The sequence below is a fragment of the Ketobacter sp. GenoA1 genome (assembly GCF_003671475.1).
In the GTDB taxonomy this organism is placed as follows: domain Bacteria; phylum Pseudomonadota; class Gammaproteobacteria; order Pseudomonadales; family Ketobacteraceae; genus Ketobacter.
This window is the reverse complement of sequence record NZ_RCHM01000045.1, coordinates 416,474-433,128: the sequence shown is the minus strand read 5'-3', so window position 1 is coordinate 433,128 and position 16,655 is coordinate 416,474. Positions and strand designations below refer to the sequence as shown.

The window sequence follows — 16,655 nt, the reverse complement described above, 5'->3', positions numbered from 1 at the left end:
CATTCTTGGTTGAACTTGATCGCTATACCGTTTCCATAGAGGCGTTTGAAGCAGCAGAGATATTGCCGTTGTGGCAACAGCTGGAGCACCGGGTCAAGCCCCATTTTTTCCTGTCGGCCTGCTGGGTGTCGGTGTGGGTTGAGGTGTTTCAACCCGAGGTGCAGGTGGTCAGGATTCATTGCGACCACCAACTGATCGGCCTGGGTCTGCTCACCTGTCGCAAACAGGTTCGTCATGGTGTGCTTAGCAGCCGGGTGCTGCGTCTGGGTCAGACCGGGATTCCATCACAGGATCAAATCTGGATCGAATACAATGATTTGTTGCTGGAGCCTGAGCACGCGCAGCAGGCGCCAGCAGCGTTTATGCGCTTTTTGATGCAGCGCCGGGATTGGGATGAAGTTCAATTGGGTGCCATCCTGGAAGGCCGGGCGCGGTATTTCACGCTGCCGGCACTGCACTCGGTGGTACAGTGGTCCGCGCCGCTGTACAGGGTGGATTTGTTGGCAATCAGGCGTCGGCAGAGTCGCTATCTGGATACCCTGTCGCGTAATACACGCTACCAGATTAACCGCAGCGAGCGTCTGTACAGCGGGCGCGGCAAACTGGTGTTCTCGGTGGCACGCAGCGCGGAAGAGATCCTGCCGCTCTGGCAACGTCTTGGCGCCTTGCATACCGCCCGCTGGGGGGAAGGGCCGGGCCAAAGCGGCTTTGCCAACCCGGATTTTGTGCAATTTCATCGGGCGCTGATCAACAAGGGCTGCGGACAGAACAGGGTGGAATTCTGTTTGCTTTGGCTGGATGATGAACCCATTGGCATGCTGTACAACTTTGTGTATCGCAAGCGGGTGTATTTTTATCTGTCTGGAATCAGTTACGAAGAGGACGCGCGCTGCAAGCCGGGGCTGGTTTTGCATGCCCGCGCCATTCAACATTATCTGGATGCCGGATATGACTGCTACGATTTTATGGGTGGCGAGGCACGTTACAAGCAATCATTGGGGCAGCCGGGCGGGCAGTTGCAGCAGATAAGTCTGCAGCGGCCACGCTTGGCGCTGAAGCTGGAACAACTCGGCCGCAAGATCAAATCCTGGGTACAATGAAGGTGGGTTCACATCATTATCAATAGTAAAATCAAAACCTTGAGTGCAGTCGTGGGGTGCTGGCTGTTGCTGTGGGCCGTGGTTTTCCACGATGCGCTGTTGAGTGCGGTGGATGTTTGGCTGGCCAATGACACGTTCAATCATTGCTTTCTGGTGGTGCCCGGAGTGCTCTACGCAGTCTGGCAGCAGCGTGGCGCAGTGCTGGCGCGGGCTCCCGGTTATTCCTGGCTGGGGGCGTTGGGGGTGGCGGCGGTTATTTTCGTGTACGCATTGGGCCAGGCTGCATACGTCGAGTTACTGCAACATTTAGCGATCTTTGGCATGTTACCGGCGATGGCGCTGTTTCTGTTTGGCTGGCGTGTGGTACTGGCAATCTGGGCACCGCTGGCGTTTACATTGTTCAGTGTTCCGGTGGGTGAAGAGCTGATCCCGGCGTTTCAGGATGTCACCGCTGATATGGCGGTGATGATGCTGAAAATGATAGGCATACCGGTCTACCGGGACGGGCTCTACATCTCTGTCTCCAACGGGAATTTTGTGGTGGCGGAAGCCTGCTCGGGGGTGCGTTTTTTCATTGCCTCGGTGGTGATCGGGTGCGCTTATGCATACCTGAACTTTATTGCCTGGTGGCGGGCATTGGCCTTTGTCGTGTTTTCTGTGGTGCTGCCCGTGGTTGCCAACGGCATACGGGCATTCGGCATTATCTATATTGGTCATGCCACTGAGATGGAGCATGCTGCCGGGGCCGATCATCTGATCTATGGCTGGTTCTTCTTTGCTGTGGTGATTGTGTTCCTTATTCTGATAGGCCACTGGTTTTCCGATGGCCATCGGCAGTGGCAGAACCAGGTCACCCACGTGGATGCTGGCTGGAACCAGCGCAATACGCGGTTACTGGTTGCCGCCGCGTTGTTGCCGTTGCTGCTGGCAGTGGGAATCAAAGCGCTGGTGAATCAGCAACAAAGCCTTGATTTTAATATTGAAAAGGGTGGGCTTGAAGGGCTGCCCGCAGAGCAGGCGAATCAACTGGATTGGACACCACGGTTCGCAGACGCGGATATCTACCGGGTGGGGAGCGATCCGGTTTATGGTGTGTCTTTCTATCAGGCGATATACTTCAACAGTGAGCCGGGGCGTGAGATGCTGAAATGGTCCCAGCGCACCTTTGATATCGAAGCCTGGAGCCTGAAAGGGCAATATACCCAAGACGTGCCGCAACTGGGTACGGTGATGGTGAGTCATGTGACCTCCCTGTCCGGCCGCCAACGCCTGTTGGCCCATTGGTTTGTGGTACCGGGCTTGATCAGCAGCAGCACCGCTATGGTGAAACTCCAGCAGGCCATTAACACCTTGTTCCTGCGCCCGTCCGGTGGCGCCCTGGTTGCGGTGAGTCTGGAGTTTGACGGGCCACTTGAGCAGGCCAGGGATCGCTTGGCGCAGGTGTTGTTGGAACACGCGGTGGACATGAGCCAACCGGTCATTAAACGAAAGTGAATACCTGGGATTAATACAGAGAGACAGTTGCCAATGAAGCATGCAATGACCATCGACGTGGAAGATTATTTTCAGGTCTCCGCATTTGAGAATCTGGTTCGCCCGGAGCAATGGGAGAGTATGGCACCCAGGGTGGAAGCCAATACGGACCGCCTGCTGCAGCTGTTCGACGACTACGATACCAAGGCCACGTTTTTCACCCTGGGTTGGGTTGCGCAGCGCTTTCCCCAGTTAATTACGCGAATCGTTGAGCAGGGCCATGAACTGGCCAGCCATGGCATCATGCACCAGCGCGCCAGCAACCAGAACCGCGCGCAGTTCCAGGCCGATGTGGGCGGCGCCAAGCGTCTGTTGGAAGATTTGTCGGGTAAGCCGGTATTGGGCTATCGCGCCCCCAGCTTTTCCTTCACCAAGGAGAATCTGTGGGTTTACGATATTCTGGCAGAAGAGGGTTATGTTTACAGTTCCAGTGTGTACCCGGTGGTGCACGATCATTACGGAATACCGGACGCTCCCCGTTTCCGCTACCAAACTCCCGCTGGAGTGGATGAGATTCCCCTGAGCACGTTACCGCTCATGGGAAAAAACGTGCCCATATCCGGTGGTGGTTACTTTCGCTTGTATCCCTATATGTTTACCCGCTGGGCGGTAAACCGTTTTATGCGCCGGGAAGAGCAACCCTATATCTTCTATTTGCACCCTTGGGAGGTGGATCCGGATCAACCCCGCATGGAAGGGGCCTCTGCCAAGAGCCGGTTTCGACATTATCTCAACCTGGACAAAGTGGAGCACCGCCTGGGCCGCTTGCTGACGGATTTCGAATGGGGTTCGCTGGCGCGGTTGTATCAATATCAATAGGCGCTCAAGCAGTGTTGCGCTTTTTGATGACGCGCGCCGGATTGCCGGCAACAATGGAGTAATCCTCCACCTCCTGGGTTACCACTGAGCCCGCGGCAATGATGCATTTCTTGCCCACATTGGCCATCACCAGGGCACCGTTGCCGATCCAGGTGTCCTCGCCGATGGTCACTCTCTCAAATTCGCCGCCCTGCTCTCGTATGGGCGTATCCAGGTCGTCGAAGTTGTGCTGCTTCTTGCCGCTGATAATGTGTACGCCGCTGCCGAACAGACAGTTCGCGCCGATAACGGAGCGTCCGATATTACACTGCGGGCCGATGTAAACCCCGTCGTGGATTTCGGTATCCTGATGGGACATCAGCACACCGAATGAGATGACCGTGTTGGTGCTGCAGTGGCTCAGGATAAAGCGCAAGGTGCATTTGCGAATGTAGTTGCCGGTTTGCCCCGGAAACAGGCTGAGGAATTGTGTGTAGGCGGGGATCAGGGGATCTTTGCCAAATATCAGCGCCAGCAGGTGGTAGGACAGATACAGCGGGCTTACCAGAATCATGACCAAAGCGGTAAAAAGTGACTTTATCAGATTTTTCATGGTGTGCGGTTTCTCAGGTGGCGGAACGTTGCTGCAATAACGGCTCCAGGCTGGCCAGTTGGCTGTCCCAGGAGAAGTGATCGTGAATCAGTTGCATGGCATTGTGGCCTATGCGCCGGCCTTGCTCTGGGTTGTCCACCAACCACTCGATGTGACGGATAAAATCAGTCATGGTCTCGGCCACCAGAACGTCGTGGTCCGGGGTACAGTCGATGCCTTCACAACCCATGGGGGTGGTGATCGTTGGCAGTGCGCAGGCGAAGGCCTGCAGCACTTTGTTTTGTACTCCCCGGGCGAGGCGGAAGGGTGCAATGAAAATATGGGCGCGATCATAGTAGTCGCGAATATCCTCCACGAAACCGGTAATTTCAACCCCGGGGTATTTCGCCAGTGCTTTTACCCTGGCGGAAGGGTTCATGCCCGCGATATAGAATAGCGCACTCGGGTATTTGGCTTTTATCCGGCTCCAGGCTTCTTCTACAAACCAGGCCACGGCATCCTCATTGGGCAGATAATCCATGACCCCGGTGAACAGCATGACCGGGCCCGGTTGCGGTTTGGGGGTGGTTGCCGGTTGAAATGCGTTGGTATCCAGTCCGTTGGCAATCACCTGCAAGCGGCCGAGATCCGGATTATGCTGCAGAAACAGGTCGATCTCCGCCTGGGAGATAAACAGGCAGGTATCAAACCGTTGGTGAATGCGCTTTTCCAGTTGCGCGATCAGCCGTGCTTCCCGCCGATAAAGCAGGCTCAGGGGAAACCCTTTCAGCGCCTGGTACTGACGCCATTTATCCGAGTCCAGATCCATAAAGTCCGTCACCAGAACCGGGCGATTAGCGGAACTGAAGTCGATGGCCTTTGATCGCAATACGTACACGGCCATGCTCGAACTGGTGCAGACCACGGCATCCACGTTGCAGTCACCCAGCAGCCGGTCAAACTGCGCCTGTAAGGATTTGCTGTAAAAATGGTTTACGCTCAGCGCGTTTCCGCTTAACAAGGCTTTCACGAGCGCCAGGCGCCCGGGGGCCGGAGCATGGAGGATCTGCCGGCAATGCCGTTCCTGTAACGTCTGCAGATGGTTCAGATCACCGGCATCACTGACCGGGGCCATCACGGTAATGTCATGACCTTTCCGATGCAGATATTCAATCTGGTGGAAGGTGCGGATACGCTCGCCTTTGTTGGGGGGAAAGGGTGTGCGGTGGCACAGGTATACTATCTTCATGGCGGCCGACTGGAATGGTGGATGGGTGGTTATATTGCCAACATAATCAATACATTAAAAGTCCGCATAATATGTCAATATTGCCACAAAAACGGGGCTTGGAATCGGTATACTGGGTGGCTAGGTGCCATAATGGAGTAAGTATCCTGTTGTACCTGTTGGTTGACCGTTTTGTTTTGCCCTCAACGGTTTGATGCATTGGTTTGATACTTGGGTTTGATACGTAGGTTTGATGCATTGATTTGTGGGCGCTTATCCTCCGGGGAAAGTGACAATCATTATGAAGCTCGTAGACATAACGTTTTTCGAGACCGAGGGTCTGGACAGAATTCGAGAGCCCATCGCATTCGGCGTGCCTGTGGCGCAGGGGCTGTTGTCGAATCCCGATGGCCTGACATTGAGCGCCGGGGAGCAAACCCTGCCGCTGGATGTTCGCGCGATTCAGCATTGGCCCGATGGCAGTGTGCGCTGGTGTTTGCTGGATACGCAGGTGGATGTGAAAGCCGGGCAGCCCACGGTGTGCACCCTGGCCACCGGCGACCGGCCTGCGCCGGCAGCGGCGGTGAGTGTAGTGGATGCCCGGGCCGGCTCCGTCTTCGAAGTAAACACCGGGGTGGCCGGATTCAAGGTGAAAACGGATGACCTGTCGTGTGTTGCCGGAGGTGGCAGCACCGGGTTGCAGGATGTCCTCCTGGAGACCCCGGCGGGCCGGCATCTGAGCCCTACCATCGAAACCAGCCAATGGTCGCGGCATCAGGGGGCAGCCCGAGCAACGCTGTCACAGCAGGGAAGTTATTGCGACGAGGGCGGTGAGGCGCTGTGCCGGTTTGTTTCTGAGTTGACCTTTCATGCCGGTTCTGCCCGGGTTTCCTGGCAATTTACCCTGCACAACCCAAGAGCGGCCGAGCACCCCGGTGGCTTATGGGATCTGGGCGATCCGCAATCACTGTTGTTCAAAGGCCTGCAGGCCACGGTTCGGTTACCGGAAGCGTCGCGGGTGCAGCTGCAGGTGGAGCCCGAGGGCCACTGGCTGCCGGTATCGCAACTGCTGAATGTGTTCCAGGCTTCCAGTGGTGGTGAGCATTGGGACAGTCGCAATCACGTTGACCGTACCGGAAAAGTCAATCTGCCGTTCAAAGGCTACCGCCTGCAGGTGGATAATAGCGAGCAGAACGGTTCTCGGGCGACGCCGGTGTTGGTCGCTGACAGCGGTGTCGCGCTCTGTATTGATCGCTTTTGGCAAAACTTTCCCAAGGCACTGAGTTTTCAAGCCGGTGCTGTGGGTTTGCACCTGTTTCCCGCAGCCTGTGCCATGGAACATGAGCTGCAGCCCGGTGAACAGAAGACCCATCGGCTGGAGTTGGATTTTGCTGCGACGATGGATTCCGCACCGGCATTGCGTTCAGGCCTGGTGGCGCACCTGGCGCCGGAATACGTAGCGGCAAGCGGCTGTTTAGCGCATTTTTCCTGTCGGCCGGAGCCGCTGGATCGGCTGATCGCCATGGGCCTTGACCCTAAACAGGGCTTTCTCGCCAAACGGGAAATCGTGGATGAGTATGGATGGCGTAATTTCGGTGATATTTTTGCTGACCATGAGAGCCTCTACCTGGCGCAAGGAAACCTGTTCGTTTCCCACTATAATAACCAGTACGATCCGCTGTATGGCTTTCTGCGGCAGTTTTTGTTGACGGGGGATGCCCGCTGGAAGCGCATGGCCGATGAACTGGCCTGGCACATCACCGACATCGATATCTACAATACAGTACAGGACCGGGCCGAATACAACGGGGGTTTGTTCTGGCACACCGATCATTACGTGGATGCTTACACCTCCAGTCACCGCACCTATTCGCGCCATCAGAAACCCAATGGCCGGGATGTCACCCAGGGCGGAGGGCCCGGGGCGGAACATTGTTACACCCATGGTCTTATGCTGCACTATTGCCTGACCGGCTCAACGCGGTCCCGTGAAGCGGTTCTGCAACTGACCCAGTGGATAACGGATTTTTACGAGGGCACCGGCACCGTAGTTGAAGTCATGCTGGATGCCCGGAACCGGGTGTTGCCAAAACTCAAGGCGCGCGGCGTTGATGGCAGAATCCTGAGCCATCGTTACCCTTTTAATCGCGGCGTGGGAAATTTTATTAATGGCTTGCTGGACAGTTTCGCTCTCACCGGAGAAAAGCGGTTTGTGCAAAAAGCCGAGCAGGTGATCAGCAAAACATTCAGCCCGCAGGATAACTTGTCCGATCGCAAGCTGGAGGAGGTGGAAGTCGCCTGGTTTTATACTATTTTTTTACAGGCGGTTGCGCGTTATCTGGAAACGAAAAAGCAGTTGGGGGAAGAAAACACCGCGCAATATGCTTTCTCCCGGCAGGCTTTCATGAAGTATGCCACCTGGATTGCACAGCATGATCAACCTTATCTGAGTGAGCCGGATATCCTGGAATTTCCCAATGATACCTGGGCGGCACAGGATTTACGCAAGGCCTGGATACTGTATTACGCAACCATGTACGCCGCCACCGAAGCCGAGCAGAAGACGCTGCGGGATCGGGCTGACTTCTTTTACCACTATGTGGAGCAGACGCTGTCGAACAGCGAAACCCGGCACTTTTCCAGAATATTGGCCATCCTGATGCAGAATCATGGTGTGCATGGCTTTTTTAGCGCTGCGGAGAAGCCAGTGCCGGGGGCGGATCATGCTGAGGATCGCGTGTTTCCCAGCCCCTATAAAAATACCTTGCAGTGGGCCCTGCTGCCTGTCCGCGACCTGCTGTCAGCCCTGTGGCGCTTTTCATTACGAAAAGAGCTGCACTGGCTCAGTCATCGTAGCGGTATGTTTGCCCGCTGGTACAACCGGTTGTATGGACGTTGAGTAATTGTTGGCTGGCCCTATGGCCGCATATAAAGAAGCGAGTTTGTGAATGAGCGATACGGTTAAAGTACTCCAGTTTATCTGTCCCACGGGGTTCTACGGTGCAGAGCGCTGGATACTGACCTTGGCCAAGAACCTGGACCGGCAACAGGTACAGTGTGATCTGGCAGTGACGGTGGAGCCGGATTTGCCCGAGCTTGAAGTGGAGAAACAATATAAACTGCTGGCCGGTGCAACCCATAAGCTGGCCATGTCCGGTCGCTTTGATCTGAGCGTTATACGCAAATTGTGCCAGCTGATTCGCCGTGAGGGCTACCAGATAATTCATACTCATGGCTACAAGTCAGATATCCTCGGGCTGATCGCGGCACGCCTAACCGGCATTACGGCCCTGTCTACACCGCATGGTTTTGAAAACGCCGATGACTGGAAACTGAAGGCCTATATTGGTGTAGGTAATCGGTTTTTGCGATGGTTTGATGGCGTTGCCCCACTGTCGGAGCAGCTCTGCAAAGACATGGATACCATCGGTGTCAGGCGCAGCAAGGTGCACTATATTCAGAACGGTGTTGATCTCGATGAAGTGGAGCGCTGCCGTGTTGATCCGGCAACGCTGCCCAAAAGCCGTAAGCGTATCGGGTTTATCGGCCAGATGATCAGCCGTAAAAACATTTTTGAGTTGCTGGATATCTTTGAGGATATTGCGTCGCGCCACGATGACGTGGAACTTAAGCTATTGGGGGACGGTGATCAGCGGGTGGAACTGGAACAATACGCCGCCACCCTCACGGCCAGGGAAAGTATAGAATTTCTGGGATTCAGGGATGATCGTTTGGACTGGCTCAAGAGCTTTGACCTGTTTGTGATGACATCAACCCTGGAGGGAATACCCAGATGCCTGATGGAAACCATGGCCATGGGGGTACCGGTTACCGCCTATAATATTGCAGGAATAGACCAACTGCTGACGCACAACGAAACCGGCTTGCTGGCGGAGCTGGGTGATAAGCAGAGTCTGACCCGGCATTGGGAGGCAGTACTGTACGATGAGAAGCGGGCGCGGGAGCTTGCCGATAACGCGCGGCAATACGTGATGGATCATTTTTCCGGTCACAGGATGGCTCAGGAGTACGATGCGCTGTTCAAAAAACTGCTGGCGAAAACCGGATGATGAAAGCAAAGGAGCGCAAAGCAGATAAGCTACTGTTTGTCCTTTCAGTGGATACCGAAGAGGAATTTGACTGGGAGGGTGGTTTCCCTCAGGAAAATTGCAGCGTCGACAACATACGCTATCTGCCTGAGTTTCATCAGTTCTGTGAATCCCTCAACATCCGGCCCACCTACATGGTGGATTACCCCGTGGCTTCTACCGCTGAATCGGCTGCCATTATCAAAGATATTCTGGCACGGGGAAACGCGGAAGTAGGCGCCCATTTGCACCCGTGGTGTACGCCGCCCATTGAGGGCCCGAACACAGAGCGGGAATCGCATGTCATCAATTTACCGGCCAAGCTGATTAGACGAAAACTTGAAGTCTTGCTGGCAGCCATTGAGGACAACATTGGTGTCAGGCCTACCGTGTTCCGCACGGGGCGTTGGGGTATTGATGGCAAAGTTCTGCAGATTTTGATCGACTACGGCTTCAAGGTGGATTCCAGCGTCTACCCTTATTACTCGAACCAGTATTTCTCCTGCCGTGATGCCTGTGATCAACCCTATTGGCCGAATCTGGCAAAGCCAAACTATCCCGGTACCCAGCGTAAAATTTTTGAACTGCCCATCACATCCGGCTTTAACCGCCCAGACTTTCCTTTTTGGGAGAAGGTGCACGCCAGGATATCATCGCCCGGCCTGCAGACGGTGCGATTGGTTGGCCTTGCCTGGCATACGCAGATGCTGAGAAAATTGTTCCTCAGTCCGGAGTTGACCACGGCGGGGGATATGATTGCCCTGGTGAAGGCGGCCATAGCATCCGGCAGTCCGGTGATTCACATGTTTCTGCACAGCTCAACACTGCTGGAGAAACCCGGCGAGTACAACCAGAACAATATTCGGCGCCGCGAGTTATACGCCAGTGTGCGCTCTGTGATCGAGTATCTGAGTACAACGGGTAGTGTTGAATTTTGTACATTGACTGAAGCAGCAGCACGAATGGAGAGCAAAAGTTGATTGGGGTTAGGCAGGTATCCTGGCAGGATTCTTCGATCTGGGATCAATACGTTGAACAGCACCCACAGGCCACACCTTATCATTTGATGGCATGGGGCAGGGCAGTGGAAAAGGCCTATGGTCATCGGTGTATTTATCTGGTGGCAGAGCAGGAAGGTAGCCTGGTGGGCGTGCTGCCATTGGTGGCGTTTTCAATCCCCCTGCTGGGCACCCAATTGTGCTCGCTGCCATTCTGCGACCTGGGTGGCATCCTCTCGGACAATGAACAGGTGAGTGTGGCACTGCTGCAGCACTTGAAGCAGTTCATGTCGGATCAGCGGGTTAAGTCAGCCGATCTGCGCCACACCGAACATGTGGCTTCGGAGGCAGCGCAGCCGGGCGAGAAAGTCAGAATGGTATTGCCGCTGGAAGCGAGCGCCGAGCAGCAGTTCAAGCAGTTCAAATCCAAACTGCGCAGCCAGGTACGCAAGGCCGAAAAAAACGGTGTCGTTTTTCTGCAAGGCAGTAGTGAGGCCCACCGCCAGGCGTTCTATCGGGTTATGCAGGTGAATATGCATCAGTTGGGATCTCCGGTGCATTCCCGCTTGTGGTTTGATTCCGTACTGGATTGTTACGCCGGCCGGGCCAGGCTGGGCCTGGTGGAGTTCGAAGGTAAGATTGTGGGCGGCGCGATCATTCTGTTGTGTGGCAACACGGTCACCGTACCCTGGGCGTCTACGTTGCCGGAATACAATAAGCTGGCTCCCAACATGTTGCTGTATTGGGGCTTGCTGTCCATTGCCGCCGAGGGTGGATTCAAGCAATTTGACTTTGGGCGTTCCACCGTTGATGAAGGCACATACCGATTCAAAAAACAGTGGGGCGCGTGCCCCGTACCACTGCAATGGCAGGTGATGCGGGATCAGCAACTGACCATGGTTGAAAGCGGTGTGGGCGGTGGTATGCGCGATAAGGTGGCTGAGATTTGGCAGGCGTTGCCGATGCCGCTGGTGAATTTTTTTGGACCCATTGTCAGGCGTTACATCAGTCTTTGAAGGTATAGGTAATTCGATATGTGTGGTATAGCAGGCTTTACACGTTTCTCTTCGTCCTATGGTGACGAAGGGCTGTTGAAGCGAATGGGGCAGGTTATGCTGTACCGCGGGCCCGATGCCGGTGGGGAGTACCTGGATGCCGGCGTGGGCTTGTGTCATCGACGACTAAGTATCATTGATTTGTCCGCTGCCGGCAATCAACCCATGTATGGGAAGGGCGGTGAGCTGGTTATTGTCTTCAATGGGGAAATCTATAATTTTCAGACATTGCGCGCCGAATTGATGGCGCAAGGCTACCAGTTCACCTCACAGACGGACACCGAAGTGTTATTGGCGCTCTACCAGCGTGATGGCGAAGATCTGGTTAAAAAAATCAATGGTATGTTTGCCTTTGCTATCTGGGATCAGCGGGCACAGAAATTGTTTATGGCCCGCGACCGGCTGGGTAAAAAACCCCTGTACTATTACCCCTGCGACAATGGTGTGGTGTTTGGTTCGGAGTTGAAGTGTCTGTTGGAAGCGCCGGATATTCCGCGCAAGATCCGGGCGGACGCGGTTGCGGATTTTTTTGCCTACCAATATATCCCCGATCCCAAAACCATATTTCAGGGTATTTATAAACTGGAACCGGGCTATACCCTGACAGTGACCCGGGAGGGAGTTGAGAAACGACAGTATTGGGATCTCAATTTCCGGCAGCAGGTAACACAAGCGGAAGATACCGTTGCGGATGAACTGCTCAGCCGGGTGCGTGCCGCCGTAAAGCAGAGGATGATCAGTGATGTGCCCCTGGGAGCGTTTCTGAGTGGTGGAGTGGATTCCAGTGGCGTTGTTGCACTGATGGCGGAGTGCAGTGACAAACCGGTCACCACCTGCTCCATCGGCTTTGATTCCAAAGAGTATGATGAAGTTGACTTCGCCCGGGAGATTGCGCACCAGGTTCAGGCCGATCACCACGAGTTTACCGTCAAGGAAAATGTGGTGGACAACCTGGAAAAAATAGCCGCCTATTTTGATGAGCCGTTTGCCGATCCCTCTCTGGTGCCCACCTACTTTGTATCGCAGCTGGCGCGCAAACAGGTGACAGTGGCCATTGCCGGTGACGGAGGCGATGAGAACTTTGCCGGTTACAGCAAGTACGCGGTGGATGCGGTGGAGCATCGGTTGCGCAGCAAGGTGCCGCGTATGGTTCGCAAGCACATCCTGCCGCTTTTGGCGGGTATGCTGGCGGGGCGGGGAGGCACCCTGTTGAGAAAGGCCCATACACTGCTGTCTTCGCTTGCCCATGAGCCCGGCTATGCCTTTTTCCTCTCCAACTCCACGTTTCGACCGCAGCTCTGGGATAGATTGGTAAGGGATGATTTTCTCCACCAACTGAACGGCTACCATGCCTCGGATGTGACGGTGAGTGTATTCAATCAGGCCCCGGCGGATGATCACCTGTCCCGGGTTCTGTATACGGATTTTAAAACCTATCTGCCCGGCGATATACTGGTTAAAGTGGATCGCATGAGTATGGCCAATTCACTTGAGGTGCGGGCACCGCTGCTGGATTATGAGTTGGTGGAATACGCGGCCACCATTCCGGGGGAGCTGAAACTGAAGCAGGGCGATAAGAAGTATATTCTCAAGAAAGCGTTTTCCCGGCTGATTGACCCGGACAAACTGAAGCGCAAAAAAATGGGATTTTCCGTGCCTCTGGGCGAGTGGTTGCGGCATGAAATCAAGCCCCTGGCGGAGCAGTTACTGTTTCAGTCTGAAACAGGCCTGTGTGACTATTTCAAAATGGATCAGGTCAGGCTGCTGTGGGATGAGCATCAGTCCCATAAACAGGACTATGCTGATGAACTGTGGAATATGGTGATGTTCCAGTTGTGGTTTAATCGGTACGCAACCGGGAATTAATACATGGCACAACAGCATATCTTGCACATAACCTACGATATGAACATCGGCGGTACGGAACAGGTGATCAAAAACCTGGTGCTGGGGCTGGATCCGACGCGCTATCGATCATCGGTGCTCTGTATTGATGGCACCATCGGGCCATGGGGTAAGGAGCTGGAGCAGGCCGGCATCAGGCACTATTGCCTTCACCGCAAGCCCGGCTTTGATCTGGACCTGATCCGCCACATCCGCCGGCTTATCGTCAGTGAAGGCGTTGATATTGTTCATGCCCACCAATATACGCCTTTTACCTACGGCTGGTTTGGCTCGGTGTGCACCGGCAAACCGGTGATTTTTACCGAGCACGGCCGCTTCTATCCTGATGTGAGCAGCCTGAAGCGAAAGCTGGTAAATCCGTTGTTGCAGTTAAGAACGGCGGCCATTACCAGCATTTCCGCCGCCACCAGGCAGGCCCTGGTGAACTACGAGAACTTTGACGCTGGGCGTATTGAGGTGATCTATAACGGCATTGCAGACAGCGCCTGCCCTGCAGATGCCGAACTTGCCGAGGAGCTGGGGTTAAAACCGGGGCAGGTGGTATTTGGTACGATTTCCCGTCTTGATCCCATCAAGAATCAAGCCATGATGATCAGGGCCTTTGCCCGCTGCCTGCAAGGCAATCGTCATCTTCGACTGTTACTGGTGGGCGACGGCCCGGATCGCCCCATGCTGGAAAAACTGGTGGCCGAACTGGAACTCACAGAGTTCGTTTTGTTCACCGGGTTTCAACCAAAGCCGCAGAAGTATCTGGCGCTGATGGATGTCTTTCTCTTGCCCTCGTTGAGTGAAGGCACCTCAATGACGCTGCTGGAGGCCATGTGCTTTGCCAAGCCGTCGCTGGCGACCGCAGTGGGGGGGACTCCGGAAATCATCACCGATGGCGTATCCGGGTTGCTGACCCCCAATAATGATGAGGATGCATTGTGTGAGGCAATGCTGACCTTGGCCCGGGCACCCGAGTTGCGGAAGCAAATGGGCCGGGAAGCCCGCTCCACCTATGAGACCCGGTTTACTGTGCGGGCCATGTCCGCCCAGTATGAGGCCTTATATGATGGCCTTTGACGGCTCACAGCATGCCGTCAAAGGCCCGCACCGGATAATTGCATATATCCTGCTCAATACTGAATGGTCTTCAGTCGATGTGAACTCGATGTGAAAAAGTAACACTGAATATATTTAACTTTTTTGCAGTTTGACGTTAACGTGATGGGCGTATGCGTATACTATAAAGCATTATTTCACGTAAGAATCCAAGCCCGTGTTGTAGCATGGAAGCAAATTATCCGCTTATAAAATTATTAGAAGGCTGGGGTATCCGGTCAAGGGGTTGTCTGTGTTGAAAGCACTTTTTGCCCACAGCAGGCGTTGGTCCTGTCTGGGGATTTCGTTTCTGTTTTCTGTGTTGATCGCCGGTAATGCACAGGCTTTGCTGGTGTCGATGGATTCCAGTGAATTCGGCTCAGATACCATTACTTATGACACCGATACCGGATTGGAATGGTTGGATCCGGTGCTGGGTATGGGCAACGGAAGCTGCTGCTTCAGCTATAACGAGGTGCAGGCGGAATTTGCCAGTGGCGGACTCTATGAAGGGTTCCGTTTTGCTACCGCATCGGAACTGGAGACCCTGTTCTTTGACTCAGCCGGTATTGCATTGGGTAGCCCCGGAGCAAGCCAGGCAATTGCTGATCTGATCGGTCTGGTGGGGGATACCTTCAATACGCCCATTTTTTTCGCGGCGTCGGGATACTATGACACCGGGGTTTCCGGCCAGGTGGGTTTGGCCTCTCTGGAAGTGAATTTCCTGGGTAGCTGGGGTAATGGAAAAGCCTATGTGGGCTTGTCCTCCGATTCGCCTGATCTCAACGGCGGCCCGTTCGGCAGCTGGTTGGTGCGGGATGCGGTGGCGGTCAGTGAGCCTGCAACCCTGCTGTTTATCTTCATGGCCGGCTTGGCGGTTGTGTTACGGCGTCGCCCCCGTATCTGAGCGCCATTGATTTTCGCTGAGTGCAGCGCCCGGCCAAGGGGCTGCACCCAGCTTCAGCACCCAATCATTGGGAGGCTTTATGCTCGCAACTTGTTGACAGAGTTGCTATATTATGGCGCCAATAAGGCCATTTTCTTTCAAGTTGTTCTCATCCCTGACCCTTATGAAGAAGCCCAAGATTCTAGCGATTACCAGTGAACTGCCTTGGCCGCTCAATACTGGTGGACACCTTCGCACCTGCTTTCTGCTGAAAGCCATCGCAGGGCAATTTGATCTGACCCTGGTGGTGCCGATCGGCGGCGGCGACGAGGAGGGGGTACAGGCGCTTTCCGGTTTTGGCATTAAAATGGAGGGGGTGGAGGTGTCGCCCCGTTCACCCCTGGGGGAGGCAAAACGCGCTCTGCTGGCCGCCGTTCGATCCGAACCCTACGTCATGTTCCATCGGCATAATCGTAAGGAAGTCCGTGGGCGGTTGGCACAGCTGCTGCGGTCGGAACACTTTGATGCAGTGTATATCGACCATTTGGACCCTTACGTATTCCGCGATCTGTTTCCCGCTCACCCTATTATTGTGGATGTACACAACGTCTATTCATTGCTTGCGGAAAGGGTGGCCCGAGAGCACAGTGGGCCGCGTCAATGGTACTTGTTGCGAGAAGCCCGGTTGCTGGCCGGTATTGAGCGCAAAATAGCGGCGGATGCGACTGCATTGACGGCCGTATCCCAGGAAGAGCAAGAGGACTTTTCCCGTCTGGGCAATGACAATGTGCATCTTGTGGCCAATGGGGTGGACTGCTCTCACTATTTCACCTTGCCAGTGGGGCGCACTGTGCAACCGCCGGTATTGCTGTATATAGGTGCCCTATCCTGGCAACCCAATGCTCAGGCGGCCAAGTTTCTTGCTCACCACGTGATTGGTAAGGTGCGGGAGAAATACCCGGATGCGTTGTTGCGTGTGGTGGGGCGCAGCCCTGATCGGTCGGTGATGGAACTTGCGCAAATACCCGGTGTGGAAGTACACGCGGATGTGCCCGATATCGGGGTATACCTGGAGCAAGCTTCCCTGCTAACGGTCGCCCTGGATTCCGGTGGCGGCACCCGTTTGAAAATATTGGAGGCCTTCGCGGCCGGATTGCCCGTGGTCAGCACGGCCACCGGTTGTGAAGGAATTGATTGTGAGCATGAGCGTCATTTGTTGATTGCCTCCCGCGATGAATTTCCGGCGGCTATTGACCGGATGCTGAGTGCGCCGCAGCAGGCACAGGCAATGGCGGAAAACGGCAGGCGCCTGGTAGAGCAAAAATACGATTGGGGTGCGCAGGGCTCACGGGCCTGCAAGGCCATTGAATCCGTTCTGACATAAGTTTG

General features: G+C 54.8%; 13 protein-coding genes. 11 read left to right on the top strand and 2 right to left on the bottom strand.

All coding sequences use genetic code 11. The features are described from left to right. Positions 1-5 precede the first annotated feature (5 nt). The 3 genes from D9N13_RS22380 to D9N13_RS22370 are packed head-to-tail and all read left to right on the top strand — an operon-like array spanning position 6 to position 3,452. Positions 6-1,100 carry a GNAT family N-acetyltransferase gene (locus D9N13_RS22380; RefSeq protein WP_290594200.1) on the top strand — a complete coding sequence of 365 codons (1,095 nt, stop codon included), beginning with the start codon at positions 6-8 and terminating at the stop codon, positions 1,098-1,100. 39 nt (positions 1,101-1,139) lie between these two features. Further along, on the top strand, positions 1,140-2,594 hold the full coding sequence (gene xrtA, locus D9N13_RS22375) for an exosortase A (protein ID WP_290594199.1): 1,455 nt from the start codon (positions 1,140-1,142) through the stop codon (positions 2,592-2,594). A 33-nt stretch (positions 2,595-2,627) separates the two neighbouring features. Continuing rightward, positions 2,628-3,452, top strand: a complete 825-nt coding sequence (locus D9N13_RS22370; RefSeq protein ID WP_290594198.1) for an XrtA system polysaccharide deacetylase — start codon at positions 2,628-2,630, stop codon at positions 3,450-3,452. A gap of 4 nt (positions 3,453-3,456) precedes the next feature. On the opposite strand, the gene D9N13_RS22365 is transcribed toward D9N13_RS22370, so the two are convergent. Next, on the bottom strand, positions 3,457-4,044 hold the full coding sequence (locus tag D9N13_RS22365) for an acyltransferase (RefSeq protein WP_290594197.1): 588 nt from the start codon (positions 4,042-4,044) through the stop codon (positions 3,457-3,459). 13 nt (positions 4,045-4,057) lie between these two features. Continuing rightward, on the bottom strand, positions 4,058-5,272 hold the full coding sequence (locus D9N13_RS22360) for a TIGR03087 family PEP-CTERM/XrtA system glycosyltransferase (RefSeq protein WP_290594196.1): 1,215 nt from the start codon (positions 5,270-5,272) through the stop codon (positions 4,058-4,060). A 280-nt stretch (positions 5,273-5,552) separates the two neighbouring features. Between D9N13_RS22360 and D9N13_RS22355 the strand changes: the two genes are divergently transcribed. The 8 genes from D9N13_RS22355 (at position 5,553) to D9N13_RS22320 (ending at position 16,650) form a co-directional block, all read left to right on the top strand. After that, the gene (locus tag D9N13_RS22355) at positions 5,553-8,150 is read left to right on the top strand and encodes a hypothetical protein (protein ID WP_290594195.1); all 2,598 of its coding nucleotides are present in this window, start codon (positions 5,553-5,555) and stop codon (positions 8,148-8,150) included. Positions 8,151-8,199: 49 nt separating this feature from the next. Next, entirely contained in the window at positions 8,200-9,321 is a 1,122-nt protein-coding gene (locus tag D9N13_RS22350; RefSeq protein WP_290594194.1) for a glycosyltransferase, read from the top strand. Then, a complete protein-coding gene (locus D9N13_RS22345) occupies positions 9,318-10,319 on the top strand; it encodes a polysaccharide deacetylase family protein (RefSeq protein ID WP_290594193.1) in 1,002 nt (333 codons plus the stop codon). The genes D9N13_RS22350 and D9N13_RS22345 overlap by 4 nt, the downstream gene beginning before the upstream one ends. Continuing rightward, the gene (locus tag D9N13_RS22340) at positions 10,316-11,353 is read left to right on the top strand and encodes a FemAB family XrtA/PEP-CTERM system-associated protein (RefSeq protein WP_290594192.1); all 1,038 of its coding nucleotides are present in this window, start codon (positions 10,316-10,318) and stop codon (positions 11,351-11,353) included. Before D9N13_RS22345 ends, D9N13_RS22340 begins: the two co-directional genes overlap by 4 nt. 18 nt (positions 11,354-11,371) lie before the next feature. Then, positions 11,372-13,258, top strand: coding sequence for an asparagine synthase (glutamine-hydrolyzing) (asnB, locus tag D9N13_RS22335; RefSeq protein WP_290594191.1), 1,887 nt, complete (start codon positions 11,372-11,374; stop codon positions 13,256-13,258). Between the two features lie 3 nt (positions 13,259-13,261). Then, positions 13,262-14,362 carry a glycosyltransferase gene (locus D9N13_RS22330; protein ID WP_290594190.1) on the top strand — a complete coding sequence of 367 codons (1,101 nt, stop codon included), beginning with the start codon at positions 13,262-13,264 and terminating at the stop codon, positions 14,360-14,362. Between the two features lie 271 nt (positions 14,363-14,633). Further along, entirely contained in the window at positions 14,634-15,287 is a 654-nt protein-coding gene (locus D9N13_RS22325) for a hypothetical protein (protein WP_290594189.1), read from the top strand. Between the two features lie 163 nt (positions 15,288-15,450). Then, a complete protein-coding gene (locus D9N13_RS22320; RefSeq protein WP_290594188.1) occupies positions 15,451-16,650 on the top strand; it encodes a glycosyltransferase family 4 protein in 1,200 nt (399 codons plus the stop codon). Positions 16,651-16,655 lie beyond the last annotated feature (5 nt).